This window comes from Thermoanaerobacter sp. YS13 (genome assembly GCF_000806225.2).
In the GTDB taxonomy this organism is placed as follows: domain Bacteria; phylum Bacillota; class Thermoanaerobacteria; order Thermoanaerobacterales; family Thermoanaerobacteraceae; genus Thermoanaerobacter; species Thermoanaerobacter uzonensis.
The window spans coordinates 703,422-723,267 of record NZ_JOOI01000002.1 but is presented as its reverse complement, the minus strand read 5'-3'; the positions used below and the strand labels follow the sequence as shown (position 1 = coordinate 723,267).

Genomic DNA, 19,846 nt, shown 5'->3' with positions numbered 1-19,846 from the left:
CTAAAACCCCATTTCGTGAAGTACATCCTCCAGTATTATTAACGCCGTATCTATTTCCTCTTCTGTCACAGTAAGAGGAGGAACAAACCTTAAAACATTGTGGCTGATACAATTTATAAGTAAGCCTTTTTCCATTGCCTTTGTCACCATATTCGAAGCCTCTTCCATATCCATTTCGCAGCCTATCATAAGGCCCTTTCCTCTCACTTCTTTTATGACACTGTATTTCTCCTTTAAATTTTCAAGTTTCTCCTTAAAATACTCACCTTTTTGAGCCACACTATCTAAAAAACCTTCCTTTGTTATTTCATTCATCACTGCAATTCCTGCGGCGCAAGCTAAAGGACTTCCGCCAAATGTGGAGGCATGGTCTCCCGGTTGAAAAACAGCTTTATCCTCTTTTGCGACAATAGCTCCTATTGGGAAGCCTCCTCCCAATCCCTTTGCCAAAGTCATAATGTCAGGAGTTATGCCATAATGCTCATATCCAAAAAGTTTTCCCGTCCTTCCTATACCTGTCTGCACTTCGTCTATTATAAAGAGAATGTCATTTTTATCACATATTTCTCTTGCCGCCTTTATATATTCCGGTGTGGCTTCATGGATACCACCTTCGCCTTGCACTACTTCCAGCATAATTGCACATACTTCATCATCAATTGCATTATAAAGAGCATCAATATCATTAAAAGGTACATATTTAAAACCAGAAAGAAGTGGGCCAAAACCTTTGTGATATTTCTCTTGACCTGTCGCAGTAAGTGCCCCAAAAGTTCTTCCATGAAAAGAATTTTGGGCAGATATAACTTTGTACCTTTTACTACCGTATTTTAAGGATGCATATTTTCTGGCAAGTTTTATTGCGCCTTCATTTGCTTCTGCACCGCTATTTGCAAAAAATACCTTATCCCCAAAGGAGTTTTCCGCGATTATCTTTGCAAGTTCTATCTGGTTCTCATTCCAATAAAGATTAGAACAGTGTATAAGTTTTTCGGATTGGTTCTTTATAGCATCAACTAATGCCTGATGACAATGCCCCAGTGAATTTACTGCAATGCCTGCAACAAAATCGAGATAAACATTCCCTTTGTCATCCCACACTTTTGTCCCTTTTCCCTCTGCCAGGGTAATAGGGTATCTGCTGTAAGTATTCATTAGATATTTCTTATCCTCAGAGGTTATCATCGTCAAAACATTCCTTTCCTATCATAGTACCTATTCCTTCATCAGTAAAAATTTCAAGAAGCAGTGAATGAGTAAGTCTTCCATCGATAATATGAGCTCTTTTTACACCATTTTCAACAGCTTTTATGCAACATTCAAGTTTTGGTATCATTCCACCGTTTATCCGTCCCGAATTCATAAATTCTTTTGCATGCTCTAAGTCCATTCGGGATATTAGGCTGCTTTTATCATTTATATTTGATAGAATTCCTTCAACATCTGTAAGTAAAATTAGTTTTTCAGCCTTTAATGCTTCTGCGATTTTTCCTGCTGCAGTATCCGCATTTACATTGTATGTTTTACCGTCATCTCCGAAAGAAACTGGTGCAATAACAGGTATATAGCCTTTTTCCAGCATCATCGTTATTACATCTATGTTTACATCTACAATTTTTCCGACATATCCAATGTCGCCATTCGATGTGTCCTTTTCCGCCTTTAAAAGTTTGCCATCTTTTCCACTTATACCAATCGCCTGGCCACCTAGTTCATTAATTAAAGACACAATTTCTTTATTAATGCGACCCATCAGTACCATTTCAACAATTTCCATAGTGGCTTCGTCAGTAACTCGCAGTCCATTTACAAATTTTGACTCTATCCCTAACTTTTCCAACATCTTATTTATTTCTGGTCCACCGCCATGTACAACTATAGGATTTAATCCTACAAATTTCATCAATACAATGTCCTGCATTACCATTCTTTTTAAATTGCAGTCTAACATTGCACTTCCACCGTATTTTATTACAACTGTCTTGCCGGAGAACTTTTTAATATAAGGGAGTGCTTCTATTAAAACATGGGCTTTTGCGATTTCGTCACCATATTTTTGCTTTCTAATCATGTTCTATAACTCCCGTTAATTTTTACATAATCATAACTTAAGTCGCACCCCCACGAAGTCGCACTATATTCCCCGGCCTTCATATCTACGGTTATAGTAATTTCTTTTTCTTTTAAAATTTCTTTGGCTAAAGCCTCATCAAAAAAGATGTAACCTCCATTTTCACAAACTTTAATTTCTCCTTTCACGCTTTTTAAATATATGTCTACGTCATTTACGTCAAAATCTGCCCCTGAATACCCCACTGCCGCGAGAATCCTTCCCCAGTTGGCATCTTCACCAAATATAGCTGTTTTTACAAGATTTGAGTTTATAACAGACTTTGCAGCTAATCTTGCATCTTCTTCAGTTTTTGCATTTACAATATTTACTTCCATGAACTTAGTTGCTCCTTCTCCATCCTTCACAATAAGTTTTGCAAGGGTTTTATTCACATACTCTAAGGCTTTATAAAACACATCAAATTCATGAGCCCCTTCTTCTATTATTTTGTTTTGCGCTTCCCCATTTGCAAGTATTATCGCTGTATCATTTGTGCTCATATCCCCATCAACAGAAATCATGTTATAAGTTTTGTCTACAGTTTCTTTAAAAGCTTTATTTAATGCAACCTTAGTTATATTAGCATCTGTAAGTATAAAAGAAAGCATTGTGGCCATATTTGGATGTATCATACCTGACCCTTTTGCAAACCCTGTCATTGTAACAATTTTACCTTCTATTACAAACTTAGCTGTCACACCTTTTAAAAAAGTATCTGTTGTCATTATAGCTTCAGCCGCCTGGTACCCACCCTCTGTTGAAAGATTTTCTGCCGCAGTCTCAATCCCTTTTAAAACTTTTTCCATAGGAAGAGGTGCACCAATAACCCCTGTAGAACATACCAGCACATTTTCTTCATCTATTTTAAGAAGTTGTGACACTTTTTTTGCCATGTTAACAGCATCCCCAAAACCTTTTTCTCCTGTGCAGGCATTGGCATTGCCACTGTTTATAATGATCGCCTGTGCTGTACCTTTTTCTATTCTTTTCATATCAAGAAGGACTGGCGCCGCTTTAACCTTATTCGTTGTAAATACTGCTGCTGCATTTGCCACTTTTTCTGAATATATTAATGCAATATCCTTTTTACTTTTTTTTATCCCTGCAAAAATGCCTGAAGCTAAAAAGCCTTTTGGCAGTTCAATGCTTCCTTCTAAAATCTCCAACTCTTCCATTATCAAATCCTCCAAATCCCTTTATTTTTTATTTGTGTTTTTATCTAAGGATATATTGGAACCATATCAAGTCCAGTATTTTCATTTATTCCAAATATAATATTCATATTTTGCACTGCCTGGCCTGACGCCCCTTTAACGAGATTATCAATTGCAGACATCACTATTAAAGTATTAGTATGTCTATCAACTTCAAATCCTATGTGGCAAAAATTCGACCCATAAACATTTTTTGTTGCGGGGTAATTACCAGGTTGTAACACTTTTACAAAATACTCATTTTTATAAAAATCGGTGTAAACATTATAAACAGTGTTTATATCCATATCTTTTTTTAGTTTGCAATACATAGTACTTAAAATTCCTCTTGTCATTGGCGTAAGGTGGGGAGTAAACACAACAGATACTTTTTCTCCGAAAGCTTTTGAAAGCTCTTGCTCCATTTCTGGAACATGTCTATGCTTTGCAACATTATACGCTTTTATGTTTTCATTGCATTCTGCATACATATTGTTATGGGAGGGATTGTGACCTGCCCCTGATACACCTGACTTTGAATCAACAATTACCTCCCCCTCTATTATGCCATTTTTCAAAAGAGGCATAAGCCCTAATATAACGCTTGTAGGATAACATCCCGGATTTCCTACTACTTCAGCCTCTTTTATAGTTTCTCTGTAAACTTCCGGAAGACCATATACCCTTTTAATACCTTCATAATTTTCATAATCTCCACCATACCATTCTTTGTAGACGGAATAATCGTCAAATCTAAAGTCAGCTCCTAAGTCAATCACCTTTACTCCTTTTTTCACAGCTTCTCTGGCAATTTTTGAAGCATGACCTGAAGGCAAAGCCGTAAATATGACATCGCATTCTGACATTGCCTTTTCTAGGTTTAAATCTTCCAACTCTTTGTCGCAAAAACCAATGAGGGATGAATAAACATCCGAAATTGCTTTGGTATTATAACTTTGAGAAGAAAGATATTTTATTTCTACTTTTTCATGCTTTGAAAGTATTCTTATAAGTTCGACCCCCGTATAACCCGTTGCCCCAAATATTCCTACCCTCACCATTTAAAGTGCCTCCCTCTTTTACATCCTCTGTCATTTATTAATATATATACGATTTAATTTATATTTATGCATAAAGCGTTAAAAAAATATTTCTACGCATAAATACAATATTTAATTTATAATTATACAACTTTTATTTTACATTATACCACCATACAAAATTTTTTCAAGAGTTTTTCATAAAAAAATTTTGCCTTTTTAAATTCACAAAATTATCTTCCTATCTTCCTAAAAAAGATATACCCAAAGATTAAACCTATGGCAAAAGCCAAAAGAGAATTATAAAAAAACACTGCCTTTATTCCATAAGCGTCACTCAAAAATCCCCCCAGTAAGCTTCCCACAATCCTTGAAATACCCATACCTATTAAATTATTCATGGTCTGTCCCGACGCCCTTAATTCTTTTGGAACTTCTTGATTAATATAAGTTGCCATAGAGTAATATAAAACTATAAAAATTAAACCATGTAAAAGTTGAAATGGCAAAACCAAATATGCGTTTTTAAAAAGCGATATAATAAACCATCTTATTGCTGCCACAAAGCTTGCTCCTATAAGTGCTCCTCTTGTGCCTATTTTCTCAAGTATTTTATCGGCATACAGTAAAAATGGTATCTCACTAATTGCAGAAATAAAATAAGCCCAACCCAAAAGCTCATTGTTTCCACCTATTTGCTTAAAATAAATAGGAAAATAAGTGTAGTAAAACCCTAACGTAGTCTGTACTAAAAAATTGAATACCATCAACAAAACGAGATTTTTATCTGAAAAAAGCTTCCATATAGAAACCTTTTCCTTTCCAAATTGATGACCTTTTACAACAGGAAGTTTAAATACAATCATAAAGGCTAAAAACAATACTACAATGTTTAAAATAAAAATGCTTCCGATATACCTTTGCACAAACCAGCCAGCTATAACTGACATCACTGCGTATCCAATTGTTCCTGCCATTCTTATTGGCCCAAATTTTTGATTGGTTTCACTTAAATACTCTAGCGTTATGGCATCACTTATCGGACCAGTAGAAGTTTGAAAAAATGTGAAAAGAGTTATAACGGCTATAAGATAATAAAAGTTGCGGGACAAAAGAAACAATGCCATAGTAAAAATGCTAGCTAAAAATAAAATTTGCAAAACAAAATTTTTAGACCTCGCTCTGTCGCTTGTAATTCCCCAAAACGGCTGAGCTATTATAGCGACAAAAGGACCTAAAGACATTAAAATTCCAATTTCACTCTTGCTATAACCTATGTAGTCCAGATAAACCGGCACAAAAGTTCCGTAAATAGCCCCACTCATAAAAAATACTGCGTAAAAGAGTATGAAAAAATAATAGATAATAGTTGCATATCCCATTTATCTCCCTCTTTCTTTTGTGGATGAAATTTGATTTTACATAATTATAAAAAAACTTACTTCAAATAGCAAATGCATATTGACAAATTATTTCATATGTAATATAATTATTACATGTGAAATAAAAAAATGAGGAGGCTTTTAAAATGGGATTTGTTTATCTTATACTCGCCCTTTCTATCACTTCAATAATTTTTTTAACAGCAATTGTTCTTGAAATAACAAAGCTTCAAGCGCAATATAAGGCTTTTTCTAAATTAACTCAAGAGACACAAGAAAAACTGTCATCTCTACGTCAAAAAGCAGAATCTATTGAGAAATTACTTGAAAATATAGAATAAAAAGGAGGATTAATATGAATACATCAGGCACAGACTTATTTGCAATTATCACACTTTTTACGCCTTTTATTTTAGCAGTTATCTTTGCCGTTTTCTCAATATTCATCTTTGTAAAAGTATCAAATATGCGAAAACAAAATGAGTTATATATAAAAATGTCAAACAATCTATTAAATGAAATAGATGGAGTAAAAAGTGCACTAGAAAAAATAGAAAAGCTGTTAAAGGAAGTTGATTAAAATGGCTGAACACAACCCCTCACCAGAATATTTAGATCCGGCAAAGATTATAAAAATTTTTGACGCTCTATCCCACCCTGTAAGAATAAAAATATTAGGCATCTTGTATGAAAATAGGCAGTATATAAGCGAACTTGCAAGAATAATAGGCATAAGCAGACCTCTTCTATACATCCATCTTCGCAAATTAGAAGAAGCAGGGCTTGTAAAAGCGAGTATGGAAATCTCCAGTGATGGAAAAGCCACAAAATATTATGAATTAACTCATTTTGATATGAGACTAACACCTCAAATGCTTCATGAAATCTCTAAAGAAATTAATTTAGAAGATGAAAAATCTCAATAACGAAAACCCTCAGACAAAAGTCGAGTAGAGAGCCACTTTACAGCGGCTCCCCCTCACAGAACCGGACGTGCGCTATTAACGCATCCGGCTCTTCATATCATCTTTTACTTTTATCGTAGCTATGAGTATATACTTACATAGATTTTTGGTGTTGCTAATGGAAATTTCATCAGAAGTTTTTCGTATTTATCCCAGTTTAATCGATGCTTTTGTGACCTTCTTTTTAGCGTCTTGAATAATTGTCTCCTGGTCAAATAGAAGAAACTACCTATACTTTTACTGTTATCTGTGATTCCATAGTATCTGTAGTGTCCAAGCAATTTTATGTTAAGTCGCTTTATTAATTGATTTACTGGCTCATGCATATTTTCTTTGAGCCACTTTTTCATCTTGGCGACTTTATTTATAAATTTCTTTTTGCTTGTCTTCCTTTTGACTCTGAATTTGCCGTTTTGACTTTTGCTACAATAGTGTGTAAATCCTAAAAAGGTAAAGGTCTCTGGTTTCCCCAGCCCTCTTCTTTTTCTACTCTCTTCGGCAAATCTTCCAAATTCAATTATTCTTGTCTTCTCTTCTGCTAATTCAAGTTCAAATTCTTTTAGCCTCTTCTTAAGACTTTTATAAAATTTCTCTGCATCATCTTTATACTGGAAGCAGCATACGAAATCATCTGCATACCTTATTTCATAGCTTTCTCCTCTACATGCTTTCTTTATTCTTTTCTCGAACCATAAGTCTAGTACATAGTGAAGATATATGTTCGCAAGTATTGGGGATATGTGTCCTCCTTGGGGTGTTCCTATATCGCTTTCATAGTATTTACCTTCTTCCATTACTCCTGCTATTAGAAATCTTTTTATTATCCTTAGAAAGTTCTTGTCTCCTATCCTATGCTCTAAAAATTTCATCATCCATTCGTGGTCTACATTGTCAAAGAATCCTTTTATGTCGGCATCTACTATGTAGCTTACTTTCTTTTCCTGTATTATGTTGTTTAGCTGTCTTAGGGCATCATGTCCGCTTTTATTGGGCCTAAATCCATATGATATGTCTAGAAACTCTGGTTCGTATATTATGTTTAGTATATCTGCCATTATTCCTTGCACAAGTTTGTCTTCATATGCTGGTATCCCTAATGGCCTTAATTTGTCGCTCCCTTCTTTGGGTATATATACTCTCCTAACTGGCTGTGGCTTATATGCCTGTCTTTTCATCCTTGCCATTAGGTTCTCTATGTTCTCTGTTAAGTTCTCTCCGTATTCTTCCTTTGTTATTTTGTCTATGCCAGGTGCTTTGTTTCCTGTCATTTTCTTGTGCTGTTGTTTTAGTGTCTCTTCATTTATGAAGTGCACTAGTGTCTGTAGTTTGTCTCTTGGATGTTTTGCTACGACTTCCGCTATCCTCGTTAGTTCTGTTTCCATCTCTTGTTACACCTCCAGTGTGTTTGATGTTTCCCTTATGAGGTCGATGATATGTTACAGCCTTCCCTCCCCTGTCATTACTCAGTTTCATCAGTACTATGCTGTAATCCGACTTCCTGCTAACCTTCCGATATCCTTGTATTTTACACTTGTTTATCGTACCCTTTCTGGGAGTTGCAGGACCTCCTGAGTTCCCTATGCGTTAATATTGTATAACATGCCAAGGCCTATGACCCCGAGGAAGCATTGCTATTCTCGCCATCCCAAATATCAATGTTTTGCCTTCTGCCGGTTCCACAGCATCGGCCTTCCTGTCTAGGGATTTCGGGGCTCAACACCTTCAATCTTTCGATTTTCGGCCTGCTATCTCCTTTGCCTACGCTTAGCTATATATGTCACCATATATACCCCAAGGCTAAGTACCGGTTGCTGGCTAGGCTTTACCGGGCAGGATTCGCACCTGCTTTAACGCATGAGCTTTTCTCAGCGCACGGAACCGTCCCCTTTGCTTTAGAAATGGTAAGTCAATATTACAAAAATTACTGATTGAACTTTATTGATTGAACTTTATTAGGAACTCAACAGGTTCATTTTTATAAGTGACATTTTCCACTCGTTTATAATCTCTACCATAAAGTTGAGTATCTATGCCCCTTATTTTCCATTCCTTTTCCTCATTTATAAAGGTATATTTCCGTAAGTAATAATCGTAATAAAAATGTCCGTTATAAGTTGTCACTACCTTCCCCTTTGAAAAAATGTATTTGTTTTTGCCATCATCATAAACTTTTGAAATCTGTACCTCTATTTCTGTTTTAGCAGGCTTAAGAATATTTCTAATTTCTTTTAATTGTTCTTCTGTAAATAAGGCTAAATTTTTTCCTTTTACTATATTTACAGCGTCAGGGAAAAGCTTGAGTTTTGACCTATAAGTTATTATTACTCTGCCTCATTAAATTCATCTGCAAATTTTGCCACTTCTTTTGCCTTTTCAATATAAGCATCTGTTGTCATATAAAAGTTCGCATATTTATTGCTTAATTCCTCTATTGCCTTTACTTCTCTTAACAATTCCTCGTTGTTATTATCAAATATCCCACATCCAGTAAAAAATAAAGAAAATATCAATAAGGGTAAAAAAACTATAATAATATTTCTTCCCATTAAACTTCACTTCTTTATTGATATTCCCATAATTAATTGCAAATGTGAAACTGCCAATAATTATTATTACAAATCTTATCTATTACCCTTATATTTCTTCCAATTTATGTATGTATTTATACTCAAAACAATAATTAATATAACTAACAAAATGTTAGTTATATTAAGAAGACTTACTATATCTCCTATACGGTGATGCGTGGAAAAAACTTCAGAAGATACATTCCCAACTTCTGCACGAATGCCATTTAAAGCATTAGAAATTTGATCTAAAATTTGAGAATAATCTCCCATGTTATTACCCCCACATGTTAAATGTAACGTCAAACTAAGACCTTAAATTCGCGTCTCTATAGTCTCCAAAGTATTGAAATAAGAATTTTTCCAGAAAAAGGAGGTACCTCCCTTAATGCCATAAATAGTAGTTGTATCAAAAACAAATACCATTCTCTAGAATAAGATGAGAAAAAAGAAAAATTGTTTTATTTGTCCAATTTCTAATACACACTATAAACATAGGTAAGTGAAATATTTTTCCTTAAATAATACACATTATTATTAACATAACTAACAGTAAATCCAATTGATTTTAGATATTCGATAGAAAAGGAACCAGTTACAGTCGTATTCGTTGTTACTACAATAGTAGCTGTACCAGTTGTTTCTATTGCTGTTGTAGGAAAACTACCTGTTCTAGAAATAGTAATAGCATATTTATCTCTTAATTCCCAGGGGCCACTACTTGCTTCCACCCAATAAGTATAATTTACCTTGTCAATTTGTCTAAAAGACCCATAAGTATAAATTGTCAAAACTGTGTACAATCTTGAAACAGCAGCTATTTTGTCTCATTCCAATATGAAACAAAAAAACCGTCTCCTTGTTCGGGAAGAAGTTATATTATTTCAATTTTGTTCATTATTTTCATTGTAAATATGGACAATATTATGCAATATAGTATTGCCGATATACTTGTAGTTAAAATATTTTCCGTACTAAAAGAATTCGCAAGTGAAATTAAGTTGTAGGGAATAAATTTAGTTATTTTATCAATATTTACTAATATTGCTGAAACTATGTGAAATATTAATACTAATAATGCAGCTATTATACCTTTTTTCAAAATACTACTCAAAAACATAAGTAATGTTATTATGAAAATATAATAAGTTGACATTAAGATAGATGATATTAATATTTTATTGAAAGCTATGACGTTGTTATGGAAAAGTGTTGTTGCGTAATAGTAATTAATAGCAAATCCAGTTATTATGAAAATTGACAAAGTAACAGAATAATGAAGTATTTTTGATATGACAATAGCTGAAAGGTTAGCACCTTTAGAATAAGGGAATACTAATTTTTGTGAAGACACTTCTTCACTTAGGGTTCCCATGAGTGTTAAAAGCACTATAAGTAATGATATTTGATTTAAATCCTTTATATAATTTTGTACTGCAGATTTCATATCAATTTGTATTAGAGAAGCTAAATCACCATTTATTTCATTTTTAAGCATTTCTGGAAGCAATTTAAGGATTATAGGATCAAGTATAGCAAATAGAACAATGCCAATTAGAAGTATTAGATATTTGTAATGCCTCCACGATTCTATTATTTCTTTTTTCAGATATGCTTTAAAGGTGTTCATTTTGCTTCACCATCCTTATAAATATGTCCTCTAGAGTATTTTCTCTTCTTTGCAGTGATATAACAGGTATACTAAGTTTTGATATTTCATTGAGGATATTCTTTTTTGCTGCTTCAATGTCATTTACGTAAATACTTATAATATCATTCTCTATTTTAATATCATCAATCCATTTTACATTATTAAGTTTTTCTTCAGCATTGGTAGGTAAATTTTCAAAGACAACATCATACACAGGCTGAATATATTTTTGCTTTAATTCTTTTAATCTTCCTGAAAAAATAATTTTACCTTTATCAAGTATGCCAACATAGTCGCAAACTTTCTCAGCATCACTTAATATATGGGTAGATAAGAATATGGTTTTCCCATTTTTCTTCATTTCCAAGATTTGATTAAGTATATCATATCTGCTTTCTGGATCTAAGGCAGATGTAGGTTCATCTAAAAAAATTATTTCAGGGTTATCTAAAAGAGCTACTGCCAGGCCTAATTTTTGCTTCATTCCTCTTGAATAACCTTGTATTTTTTTGTTGGCGGCTTCTTTTAATTTAACTGTATTAAGGAGTTCTTCCACTTCTGTGCTAGCTTTTTGATGAGGAATACCTCTTATTTTGCTTATAAAATACAGGTATTCGCTGCCAGTCATGTAGTTATAAAAAGTAGGATTTTCAGGAAGGTATCCTATTTCGTCAATTAGTTTCCTATTATTTCTATTTAACATTTTACCATTTATATATATTTCTCCCTCATCATAATCAATAAGCCCTGTTAAAATGTTCATTGTGGTAGTTTTACCAGCACCATTTCGCCCTAATAAGCCGTAAATATTCCCTTTTTCAATCTCAAAACTTATCCCTTTTAAAACTTCATATTTACCGTATTTTTTTGTTAGATTAAAAACTTTTATCATGTTATTCTCTCTCCCTGCCTATAGTTAAAAATATCAAGCAACCTAATATTTCTCCAAAGATTATAATTAAAAACCATGCCCATTTTGGAAGATATTTAACTTTGTCTTTTGAAAGTCTGTAAATTGAAAATACAGTAAGTCCTAACTGGATTATAGCTAAAGGAAGAAGTAGTTTTATTAATTCAGGATTGCTTAATTTATCAATCATTAATTTAGACCTCCTCAGATTATTTTAATTTTGTTGAACATTCAGGGCAGTATTTCCAATCATCTTTTATTTCGGCTCCACATTTTGGACATGTTTTCTTTAAAGAAGTACCACAATAAGGACAGAATTTGTAATCATTTCTTACTGTTTTCCCACAATTATGACATTTAAGATATCCATACCTTGTTACAAAAAGGTATATGATTAAAGAGGTAGGTATATTTAGGAGCCCAAAAATCCCCCATGCCCAGTAGTATTTTTCACCACGTTTTTTTGCATCCATAAAAATCCATAAAGCTTGAAGAAATAATAGGGGTATTACAATTATTAAAATTAATGTGTTTTTGGACATTTTATCATCTCCTTGAAGTCTTTAATTTGTAAAAGGGTATTAAGATTAATGGCAGATTGAAATAAAGGAAAATTTGCGTGTACAGTAGCAACCTAACATCCAGATTTGCCATAAATAATACTGATGATATTAAGAAAATTATTGATGTGGTTATAAAAATAAGCAATTCAAGTCTATCTTTTCGTTTATTTCTTATTTGCTCTGCCTTTTCTATAATTTCTGCGATATTTACTTGCAAGTCTGACATATCAATTTTAACATCTAAGGTATCCATGTAACTTAATGTTAGTTTTAAATTTTTTTTGAATGTATAACAGTCATTGCAATTTTCAATATGTGAAATTACTTCTGTATTGTCACTAAGTTCATTGTAGTGAATATCAATTATTTTGTCTTGTATTTTTTTACATTCTCTTTTCACAATATACCCCTTCTTCCCATTTCTGACATTATTTCTTTTATAGCATTGTGTAAACGTGACCGTACTGTGCCAACAGGGCAGTCCATTATTTTCGCAATTTCTTGGTATTTATATCCATAATAGTGTTTTAAAATGAATACTGCTCTTTTCTCATAAGGCAGTTTCATTAAAATATTCATTAGTTCACTGTATTGAATATTTGTCATAGCGGTCTCTTCTACATCTTCTTCAGTATTTGAAAATATTTCTTCTACAAGTTCAATATTTTTGTGTTTTCTTAAATAATCTTTAAATGTATTAGTTGCGATTTTTAAAAGCCATGTTGAGAACTTGACTTCAGGAGTAAAATTTTTAATATTTAAAATAGCTTTGAGCATTGTTTCCTGTACTATATCCTGGGCAAGCATCGGATTACCTGTCATTTTAATGCAATATCCTAATAAAGTATTATAGTTTTGGGAGAGTAACTCATTTAGAGCATATTTATTACCATTTTTTGCTTTACATATTAGTTCTTTCTCTTCCATCACCTGCCCACCCTTCTACAAATTAAACGCGTGACTAAGTAAAAAGTTCATAATTTTATTTTATCAAAAATTGGTTATTTATAAGTGTATTGTGAAGAATTGTTTTAGTAATAGGATATGTGTTGTATAATGATATAAAGGGTTTTATTATAATAATTTTCTGGAGGAAATTTTAATGAAATTATTATTGAGATTTATAGGGGTTTTAATAGTAATTTTTGTTACAGTGGTAATAACATTAGAATATCAGATAATTTCTTTTGCACTTTATGAAAAACCAAAAAAATCTGATGTGATAATAGTTTTAGGCTGTGCAGTATATGGAAAGACGCCAAGTCCTTTTTTCAAAGAAAGGCTTGATGAGGCTTTGAGACTCTATAAAGAAGGGTATGGTAAGTATATAATAGTATCTGGAGGGAAAGGTCCTGGAGAGAATATTTCGGAAGCTGAGGCAGGGAAAGAATATCTTTTAAAAAATGGCATACCTGAAAAGATTATTTTAACTGATAATAAATCTCTTTCTACATATGAAAATTTATTTTTTTCCAAAGAAATTATGGATAAAAATTCATTAAAAACAGCAATAATTATTTCAAATAAATTTCATTTAAAAAGGGCAAGTGTAATAGCAAAGCGTGTTGGAATAGATGCAAGTTATTCTGGCGTCTTCTTAAAAAAATATATGTTAAGTGATGAAGCTTATGGTTTTTTACGTGAAATACCCGCCCTTTTATATACATATTTAAAATAATCAAAATATCTTTTTCTTTTATTGCATCATAATTAACGGCTAATTAGATTACTTTAGCTGCTGCTCAGCAATTGTTTTTAAAACCTTGTTATCCGCATCCACTAATATAAGCTTTACACTATTTTCTTGTTTTTTAAGCTGTACAATTTTGTTAAAACCAATGATTTGATTCTCGTAAATGTTAAAGCCAAATTCCATATTTGAATTGGGTAATACATATTTTTTAAAATTTTTTAAAGCCATTCTATTCCCGTTTTTTGTATCAATCATTTCGGCTTTCCCTTCTTTGTAGAAAATTACGGCATTATTGCCTCTCTTATAAAATAGCGGAATGTCATAATTTAAGTTTTCCGAAGCATTTGATATTACGGTGTGCTTTGACGTTTTCAAATTGATTAAATCCATATCATATGACTTAAACTCTTTATCGTTGGCCGTGATAAAAGCAGCCACATCCCCGTTTTTCCTCACCAATAAGCTGGGCTTATCTAATGAAGCTATCTCTTTTTCATTTTTATTTTTATCTATTTTATATACTTTTGTCGTCTTTATATTTATGTTCCTGTACAAATATATATTTCCATTTTCATCCACATATAGCAAATACCCATTTGCGATGAAGGTGGGTTTTCCCTCATTAAGCTTTTTGTATACTTTTCCTAAGCTTTCAAAATATATCTGATAACCACTATCATTTTTTACTGCTATAACATTTGTAACAGGCATATCTACTTTCACATCATAAGTTTTAAAAGTAGTCAAATCCACCATCTTGATCGTCATATCGCTGTCCTTTCCATCTTTATCAACATATGCAAAATATTGCTCATTTGGCAGCAGCGAATATTGGCTTGAAATCATGTACTTAACAGCTGAATACTCTACTGCCAGCTTATTCCCTTTTATTAAATTTACAATGTTTACGTCATAAAACTTGTCTTTGTCAATTTTCCCTGTCAAAGCATAATTCCCTTCTGTGCTTAACAATATTATGATTTCACCTTTTTTTAAATCAAGTTTTGTGGGAAGTTTGTAAAAATTCCCTTTTGACTCTAAAACCAGGTTTTCTCCATCTTCAATGATGACTTTCTTCTCATCTGCATAAACTAACTTGAGGTCAGAATTTTTAGTGAATTGATACTTCTCCAAATTTGCGTATTCATTAGAGCAGGATGCCAAAATCAATGACCCTACCATTAACACTGTCAATAAAAAATACCTCATCCTTTTCATAACCTCACCTCATCAAAATACTTTGCAGACAAAGGGGACGGTTCCTTTTGTTTGATGATTTTTGTAATTATTTTTTCTCCTCATCAATTTTCACTCCATTGTTTTAACTTTTGTGCGCTATTAATTCTAAGGACTACCGATAGTTCCTTCTATATCCATGGTAGAACATTTCCATCATCATGTCAAGCACCTAAAAGAAAATCTCAATTCACTTAAAAAACAAAAGCCCAGACAGTGTTTTTTGTCCGGGCTTTTTACGGGCTTTTTATAATTTCAGACAAAGGGAACCGTCCCCTTTGTCTGATAAAATTACAGCAAACTTCCAAATTTTTTTACAAATCTTGTTTTAACGTATTGCGCCAAAGTCAAGTATGCAAGAAGCGTAGCCATTAAGAATAAGAAATATATAGACGGTAGAGGCATCATTCCAATGTCTTTTCCAAAGGAAGTAAATGGAATAATTGTCCCTACTGTAACGGCTGCTGATGTAAAAAGTAATAGCGGCCATGAAGCAATGCTTTGTATAAAAGGAATCTTCTCGGTTCTAAGCATATGAACTACCATTGTTTGCGTCCATAAGCTTTCTACAAACCAGCCTGTTTGGAAAAGCGAAACAAATTGAAGTTTAGATGCTTCAGGCAACAAGAAGTAAGAGCCACCTATAACTATTGGACCAATTACAAAAAACATCAAGGCATAAGTTGTAATATCAAAAATAGAACTTGTAGGTCCAAACCATACCATAAAATTGCCTATATTTGTGGCATCCCATTTTCTTGGCTTTTGTATATACTCTTTATCCATTGTATCCCAAGGCACTGATGTCATAGATAAATCATAAGTCAAGTTAAGGAAGAGAAGTTGCAATGGTTGCATTGGTAAAAATGGCAAAAATGCGCTTGCCACTAAAACAGAAAATACATTTCCAAAATTAGAGCTTGATGTAATTGCAATATATTTCATAATATTTCCAAAAATTCTACGCCCTTCTACAACTCCTTCCTCTAATACCGTAAGGCTTTTTTCTAAAAGTATTATATCCGCAGATTCTTTAGCGATATCTACTGCAGAGTCAACAGAAATTCCAACGTCTGCTTCTCTTAAAGCAGGAGCATCATTAATTCCATCCCCCATATATCCAACAATGTGGCCTTTACTTTGTAAAGCCTTTATTATTCTTGATTTTTGCATAGGAGAAAGTTTTGCAAAAATTGTCGTTTTTTCTGCTACTTCTGCTAATTCTTCATCTGTCATATTTTCTATTTCATTACCTAATAGAATATTCTCTATAGAAAGTCCAACTTCTTTACAGATTTTCTTTGTCACTATTTCATTGTCACCAGTGAGAATTTTTACATCTACACCATGCTCTTTAAGTGCTTTTATCGCATAAGGTGCAGATTCTTTTGGCGGGTCAAGAAAACCTATATAACCCATAAGAACCATCTTACTTTCATCCGCCACACTAAAGATTCCCTCTGGTGGAACGTCATTTTTTTGTGCTACTGCCAGCACCCTCATTCCATCTTCATTTAACTTCCTTACCATTTCTTTTACTTCCTGGCGTATTTCATCTGTCAAAGGGACTACTTCACCTTTGTATTCAGCATATTCACAGATAGAAAGCACCTCTTCAACAGCACCTTTCGTTACAAGCTGCCTCTTCCCACCTTCGCTTTCTAAAACTACAGACATTCTCCGCCTTATAAAATCAAAAGGTATCTCATCAACTTTCTTATATATTTTTTCCAAGCCATTAAAACCCTTTTCAGCTCCATACTCTAAAATAGCGACATCCATCAAGTTTCTTAAACCTGTTTGATAGAAACTATTTAAATACGCATGCCTTAAAACTCTGTCATCTTCATTCCCATGTATGTCAAGATGTTTTTCTACGACTATTTTATTTAATGTCAAAGTGCCAGTCTTATCCGTACATAGCACATCCATTGCTCCAAAATTTTGGATAGCATCTAATCTCTTAACAATTGTTTTGCGCTTTGCCATTGTCACAGCACCTTTAGCAAGGTTGGTAGTGACTATCATTGGAAGCATTTCGGGAGTAAGTCCAACAGCCACAGCCAAGGCAAAAAGCAATGCATCCAACCAATTACCCTTTGTAAGACCATTTATCACAAACACAATCGGAAACATTACTGCCATAAATTTGATAAGTACTTTGCTTACATTGTTAATACCTTTTTCAAAACTTGTCATTGCCCTATGCCCTACAAGGGATTTTGCCATTGAACCAAAATAAGTACGGTCACCGGTTGAAAGAACTACAGCAATTGCAGACCCACTTACTACATTGGTACCCATAAAGCATATATTTTCTAAATCTGAAAGGTTTAAATCCTTAGCTTTTCTTTTTTCTTCTTTCAAATCTGGATATTTCTCCACAGGTTCGGATTCTCCCGTCAAAGTTGCTTGGTTTATAAATAGGTCTTTAGAAGTAATAACCCTAACATCCGCAGGTACCATGTCACCTGCTGCCAAATGTATCATGTCACCCGGCACTATTTCTTCTATTTTAATTTCTCTTTCACCTGTATCTTTGCGAATAACTGCAGCAGTTGTGTGAACAAGAGCTTTTAGTTTTTCTGCCTCTGCATTAGAACGATACTCTTGAACAAAACGAAGTAGTCCACTAACCGTTACCATTATAGAAATAATAATTATAGTGCTCCAATCTCTGTCTTGAGGTGCAGTAAAAAGTACATCAGTTATATACGACACAATTGCTAAAAATACTAATATACCTATAAAGGGATTGATAAAAGCTTTAATCAATTGAATATACCAAGGAGCCGACTTTTCATGAGCTACCTCATTTAACCCATACATTTCAAGCCTATCTTCTGCTTCCTCAGAAGTCAGCCCTTCTCTATCTGTACCTAATTGTGCCAAAATTTCATCAACATCTTTTCTGGCAAAATCAATTAATTGAGCAAGTATCGTATCTGTGAAACCATTTTTCTTTGCAATTTTGATCATTACCATACACCTCCAAAACACAATAATAGACTAGGGATGCTGAGTCTTTTGCAACCTTACAGTTACAGTATTTGTTTTTTTGTGAAAAACTTTCGCGTTTAGACGATGGAATTAAATGGAGTTAGTCTAAAAATTGTTTTGGAGGCATATGTAATAGGACATCAAAAGAAGGGATAAATGGGCACTCATACCAAGAACAAAATTTATAGAAAGGCCATCTGTGAGAAGAATGGACATGGCCTCAAACTATGCCCATCCTTCTTCAATGTCATATTACATATACCTTTATAGTTTTTACTACTACCTCCACCGTCCATTCTTCTCACCTCCGTTTTTCGCAAATTAAAAAACCTCTCAACGAATGAAAGAGGTTTTTTAGACATTTCAATTCGTTGAGCTTTGGCACTATACAGCTTTGGAACATCCTCCAGCTGCATTAAGTAAAACCTTAATTCGGTAATACTTGTTGACCCGTTAGCATCTCTCGATGTTTCCGGGCAGCAGCGTATATCTGTATAGGAGCCTCACCTAACGATTGTATTAACTTGTGCCCTCCTACATTATATTCTTCTATTTACGATCTGTCAATCTATTTTGAAAAATTTTTTACAAAAACAACTTTGTAGCCATAAAATGGGTTAGATAAGAAAAAGTAATACCTATCGTCGAGCCCATTAATACATCTGAAGGATAATGCAGTCCAATGTATATCCTTGAAATCCCTACAAGTACTGCCAGCGAAATAAAGAACACTGCAAGGCTTGGAAAAAACATCGAAAAAGTCATAGCAAGTGAAAAACTGGCAGTAGCATGACCTGAAGGAAAAGAATAATCTTTTAAAAGATGTTTAAAAGTATTCGTATTAGCTAATACCATATAAGGCCTTGGTCTTGTATATTTTCTTTTTAAGAGCTGAACAAACAAATGGCTGCTTGCAAGCGCAGTTAAAGCTTCTAAAGCCGAGGCTTTTACATCGTTTTTCCCAAAAAAGATTAAAAATAAACAAGAAAATATTGTAAAAAAAGGACCGCCTATATGAGTTATTTTGGGCATTATTTTGTCCAATATATTACATTTTATCCTTTCGTTTATATAGAAAAAAATGTTTTTGTCTTTGTCAAGAAGCACTCTTTTTATTTGCATCTGCAAAATTTCCCTCCCTACAATTTCTCACGAATGCTTTTTATTGAAATATTTAAGTACAAATTCACAACACTTTATTAACAGAATTTTTGTAAACAAATTCTCCTATTTTTTCCCTTGACTTAAATTTATCAAGGTCTTCAAACAACAATTCTCTTGATTTTAAATTTTATATTCTTTATATATACATTATCGTACTTTTCAAAAGCTTTTTCAACAGCCTTTGCTACTCTTTTATGGCATGTTCCTATTTATCCACGGGCTTTCACATAACCTTTGATTAAATTATCTTATGATAACATTAAAAAAACATTATAAGGAAGTTAATTTTATGTTAAATTTTTTCTTACAAAATTATTATATCATTAATTTTAGCTATCCATTGTAAAAAAATAAAAAAGGGGAAATACC

At 33.2% G+C, this 19,846-nt stretch carries 22 protein-coding genes and 1 riboswitch; of the genes, 4 read left to right on the top strand and 18 right to left on the bottom strand.

Annotation, left to right across the window (positions count from 1 at the left end; translation table 11 throughout):
- The 5 genes from THYS13_RS11315 to THYS13_RS11295 all read right to left on the bottom strand — a co-directional run bounded on the left by THYS13_RS11315 (position 1) and on the right by THYS13_RS11295 (position 5,728).
- Positions 1-1,185 carry an acetylornithine transaminase gene (locus tag THYS13_RS11315; RefSeq protein ID WP_042834612.1) on the bottom strand — a complete coding sequence of 395 codons (1,185 nt, stop codon included), beginning with the start codon at positions 1,183-1,185 and terminating at the stop codon, positions 1-3.
- Entirely contained in the window at positions 1,172-2,071 is a 900-nt protein-coding gene (gene argB, locus THYS13_RS11310) for an acetylglutamate kinase (protein WP_042834611.1), read from the bottom strand. The genes THYS13_RS11315 and argB overlap by 14 nt, the downstream gene beginning before the upstream one ends.
- Positions 2,068-3,288, bottom strand: a complete 1,221-nt coding sequence (gene argJ / locus THYS13_RS11305) for a bifunctional glutamate N-acetyltransferase/amino-acid acetyltransferase ArgJ (protein ID WP_042834610.1) — start codon at positions 3,286-3,288, stop codon at positions 2,068-2,070. The genes argB and argJ overlap by 4 nt, the downstream gene beginning before the upstream one ends.
- Positions 3,289-3,332: 44 nt before the next feature.
- A complete protein-coding gene (gene argC / locus THYS13_RS11300) occupies positions 3,333-4,367 on the bottom strand; it encodes an N-acetyl-gamma-glutamyl-phosphate reductase (RefSeq protein ID WP_042834609.1) in 1,035 nt (344 codons plus the stop codon).
- 212 nt (positions 4,368-4,579) lie between these two features.
- The gene (locus tag THYS13_RS11295) at positions 4,580-5,728 is read right to left on the bottom strand and encodes an MFS transporter (protein ID WP_042834608.1); all 1,149 of its coding nucleotides are present in this window, start codon (positions 5,726-5,728) and stop codon (positions 4,580-4,582) included.
- 146 nt (positions 5,729-5,874) lie between these two features.
- On the opposite strand from THYS13_RS11295, the gene THYS13_RS11290 reads away from it, so the two are divergent.
- Genes THYS13_RS11290 through THYS13_RS13965 form a run of 3 tightly spaced genes read left to right on the top strand, consistent with a single transcriptional unit; the run spans position 5,875 to position 6,654 of the window.
- On the top strand, positions 5,875-6,069 hold the full coding sequence (locus THYS13_RS11290; protein WP_042834607.1) for a hypothetical protein: 195 nt from the start codon (positions 5,875-5,877) through the stop codon (positions 6,067-6,069).
- A 14-nt stretch (positions 6,070-6,083) separates the two neighbouring features.
- Entirely contained in the window at positions 6,084-6,308 is a 225-nt protein-coding gene (locus THYS13_RS11285) for a hypothetical protein (protein ID WP_042834606.1), read from the top strand.
- Position 6,309: 1 nt separating this feature from the next.
- Positions 6,310-6,654, top strand: a complete 345-nt coding sequence (locus THYS13_RS13965) for a winged helix-turn-helix domain-containing protein (RefSeq protein WP_082990414.1) — start codon at positions 6,310-6,312, stop codon at positions 6,652-6,654.
- A 119-nt stretch (positions 6,655-6,773) separates the two neighbouring features.
- Here the strand turns inward: THYS13_RS13965 and ltrA are convergent, their stop codons facing one another.
- The 10 genes from ltrA to sigY form a co-directional block, all read right to left on the bottom strand.
- Positions 6,774-8,075 (bottom strand): group II intron reverse transcriptase/maturase, encoded by a 1,302-nt coding sequence (ltrA, locus tag THYS13_RS11275; protein WP_042833565.1) that lies wholly within the window; start codon positions 8,073-8,075, stop codon positions 6,774-6,776.
- A gap of 939 nt (positions 8,076-9,014) precedes the next feature.
- Complete coding sequence (locus THYS13_RS14695; RefSeq protein WP_235603363.1) at positions 9,015-9,239, bottom strand: hypothetical protein; 225 nt, start codon at positions 9,237-9,239, stop codon at positions 9,015-9,017.
- A gap of 75 nt (positions 9,240-9,314) precedes the next feature.
- Entirely contained in the window at positions 9,315-9,533 is a 219-nt protein-coding gene (locus THYS13_RS11265; protein WP_042834605.1) for a hypothetical protein, read from the bottom strand.
- Between the two features lie 203 nt (positions 9,534-9,736).
- Positions 9,737-10,063 carry a hypothetical protein gene (locus tag THYS13_RS11260; protein WP_235603361.1) on the bottom strand — a complete coding sequence of 109 codons (327 nt, stop codon included), beginning with the start codon at positions 10,061-10,063 and terminating at the stop codon, positions 9,737-9,739.
- Between the two features lie 71 nt (positions 10,064-10,134).
- Positions 10,135-10,890, bottom strand: coding sequence for an ABC transporter permease (locus tag THYS13_RS11255; protein ID WP_042834604.1), 756 nt, complete (start codon positions 10,888-10,890; stop codon positions 10,135-10,137).
- Positions 10,877-11,803, bottom strand: a complete 927-nt coding sequence (locus THYS13_RS11250; RefSeq protein ID WP_042834603.1) for an ABC transporter ATP-binding protein — start codon at positions 11,801-11,803, stop codon at positions 10,877-10,879. Before THYS13_RS11250 ends, THYS13_RS11255 begins: the two co-directional genes overlap by 14 nt.
- Before the next feature lies 1 nt (position 11,804).
- On the bottom strand, positions 11,805-12,011 hold the full coding sequence (locus THYS13_RS11245) for a PLDc N-terminal domain-containing protein (RefSeq protein WP_003868125.1): 207 nt from the start codon (positions 12,009-12,011) through the stop codon (positions 11,805-11,807).
- Between the two features lie 19 nt (positions 12,012-12,030).
- Entirely contained in the window at positions 12,031-12,363 is a 333-nt protein-coding gene (locus THYS13_RS11240; RefSeq protein ID WP_042834602.1) for a zinc ribbon domain-containing protein, read from the bottom strand.
- A 4-nt stretch (positions 12,364-12,367) separates the two neighbouring features.
- Positions 12,368-12,784: a hypothetical protein gene (locus THYS13_RS11235; RefSeq protein WP_003868123.1), complete on the bottom strand. Its 417-nt coding sequence runs from the start codon at positions 12,782-12,784 to the stop codon at positions 12,368-12,370.
- Positions 12,781-13,311: an RNA polymerase sigma factor SigY gene (gene sigY, locus THYS13_RS11230; protein ID WP_042834601.1), complete on the bottom strand. Its 531-nt coding sequence runs from the start codon at positions 13,309-13,311 to the stop codon at positions 12,781-12,783. The genes THYS13_RS11235 and sigY overlap by 4 nt, the downstream gene beginning before the upstream one ends.
- Positions 13,312-13,486: 175 nt before the next feature.
- On the opposite strand from sigY, the gene THYS13_RS11225 reads away from it, so the two are divergent.
- A complete protein-coding gene (locus tag THYS13_RS11225) occupies positions 13,487-14,062 on the top strand; it encodes a YdcF family protein (protein WP_042834600.1) in 576 nt (191 codons plus the stop codon).
- Between the two features lie 48 nt (positions 14,063-14,110).
- Here the strand turns inward: THYS13_RS11225 and THYS13_RS11220 are convergent, their stop codons facing one another.
- The 3 genes from THYS13_RS11220 to THYS13_RS11205 all read right to left on the bottom strand — a co-directional run bounded on the left by THYS13_RS11220 (position 14,111) and on the right by THYS13_RS11205 (position 19,435).
- Complete coding sequence (locus THYS13_RS11220) at positions 14,111-15,295, bottom strand: hypothetical protein (protein WP_042834599.1); 1,185 nt, start codon at positions 15,293-15,295, stop codon at positions 14,111-14,113.
- A 309-nt stretch (positions 15,296-15,604) separates the two neighbouring features.
- Complete coding sequence (mgtA, locus tag THYS13_RS11215; protein WP_042834598.1) at positions 15,605-18,292, bottom strand: magnesium-translocating P-type ATPase; 2,688 nt, start codon at positions 18,290-18,292, stop codon at positions 15,605-15,607.
- Positions 18,293-18,672: 380 nt separating this feature from the next.
- Positions 18,673-18,835: riboswitch (M-box (ykoK) riboswitch) on the bottom strand.
- Between the two features lie 63 nt (positions 18,836-18,898).
- Positions 18,899-19,435 (bottom strand): phosphatase PAP2 family protein, encoded by a 537-nt coding sequence (locus THYS13_RS11205; protein ID WP_042834788.1) that lies wholly within the window; start codon positions 19,433-19,435, stop codon positions 18,899-18,901.
- Positions 19,436-19,846 lie beyond the last annotated feature (411 nt).

Bases quoted from the DNA above. Each gene is read 5' to 3' on its own strand.
- mgtA (WP_042834598.1), bottom strand. From the start codon at position 18,292: ATGATCAAAATTGCAAAGAAAAATGGTTTCACAGATACGATACTTGCT.
- argJ (WP_042834610.1), bottom strand. From the start codon at position 3,288: ATGGAAGAGTTGGAGATTTTAGAAGGAAGCATTGAACTGCCAAAAGGC.
- argC (WP_042834609.1), bottom strand. From the start codon at position 4,367: ATGGTGAGGGTAGGAATATTTGGGGCAACGGGTTATACGGGGGTCGAA.
- THYS13_RS11265 (WP_042834605.1), bottom strand. From the start codon at position 9,533: ATGGGAGATTATTCTCAAATTTTAGATCAAATTTCTAATGCTTTAAAT.
- THYS13_RS11255 (WP_042834604.1), bottom strand. From the start codon at position 10,890: ATGAACACCTTTAAAGCATATCTGAAAAAAGAAATAATAGAATCGTGG.
- THYS13_RS11245 (WP_003868125.1), bottom strand. From the start codon at position 12,011: ATGATTGATAAATTAAGCAATCCTGAATTAATAAAACTACTTCTTCCT.
- sigY (WP_042834601.1), bottom strand. From the start codon at position 13,311: ATGGAAGAGAAAGAACTAATATGTAAAGCAAAAAATGGTAATAAATAT.
- THYS13_RS11315 (WP_042834612.1), bottom strand. From the start codon at position 1,185: ATGATAACCTCTGAGGATAAGAAATATCTAATGAATACTTACAGCAGA.
- THYS13_RS11225 (WP_042834600.1), top strand. From the start codon at position 13,487: ATGAAATTATTATTGAGATTTATAGGGGTTTTAATAGTAATTTTTGTT.
- THYS13_RS13965 (WP_082990414.1), top strand. From the start codon at position 6,310: ATGGCTGAACACAACCCCTCACCAGAATATTTAGATCCGGCAAAGATT.
- THYS13_RS11295 (WP_042834608.1), bottom strand. From the start codon at position 5,728: ATGGGATATGCAACTATTATCTATTATTTTTTCATACTCTTTTACGCA.
- THYS13_RS11240 (WP_042834602.1), bottom strand. From the start codon at position 12,363: ATGTCCAAAAACACATTAATTTTAATAATTGTAATACCCCTATTATTT.
- THYS13_RS11250 (WP_042834603.1), bottom strand. From the start codon at position 11,803: ATGATAAAAGTTTTTAATCTAACAAAAAAATACGGTAAATATGAAGTT.
- THYS13_RS11290 (WP_042834607.1), top strand. From the start codon at position 5,875: ATGGGATTTGTTTATCTTATACTCGCCCTTTCTATCACTTCAATAATT.
- THYS13_RS11285 (WP_042834606.1), top strand. From the start codon at position 6,084: ATGAATACATCAGGCACAGACTTATTTGCAATTATCACACTTTTTACG.
- argB (WP_042834611.1), bottom strand. From the start codon at position 2,071: ATGATTAGAAAGCAAAAATATGGTGACGAAATCGCAAAAGCCCATGTT.
- ltrA (WP_042833565.1), bottom strand. From the start codon at position 8,075: ATGGAAACAGAACTAACGAGGATAGCGGAAGTCGTAGCAAAACATCCA.
- THYS13_RS14695 (WP_235603363.1), bottom strand. From the start codon at position 9,239: ATGGGAAGAAATATTATTATAGTTTTTTTACCCTTATTGATATTTTCT.
- THYS13_RS11220 (WP_042834599.1), bottom strand. From the start codon at position 15,295: ATGAAAAGGATGAGGTATTTTTTATTGACAGTGTTAATGGTAGGGTCA.
- THYS13_RS11205 (WP_042834788.1), bottom strand. From the start codon at position 19,435: ATGCAAATAAAAAGAGTGCTTCTTGACAAAGACAAAAACATTTTTTTC.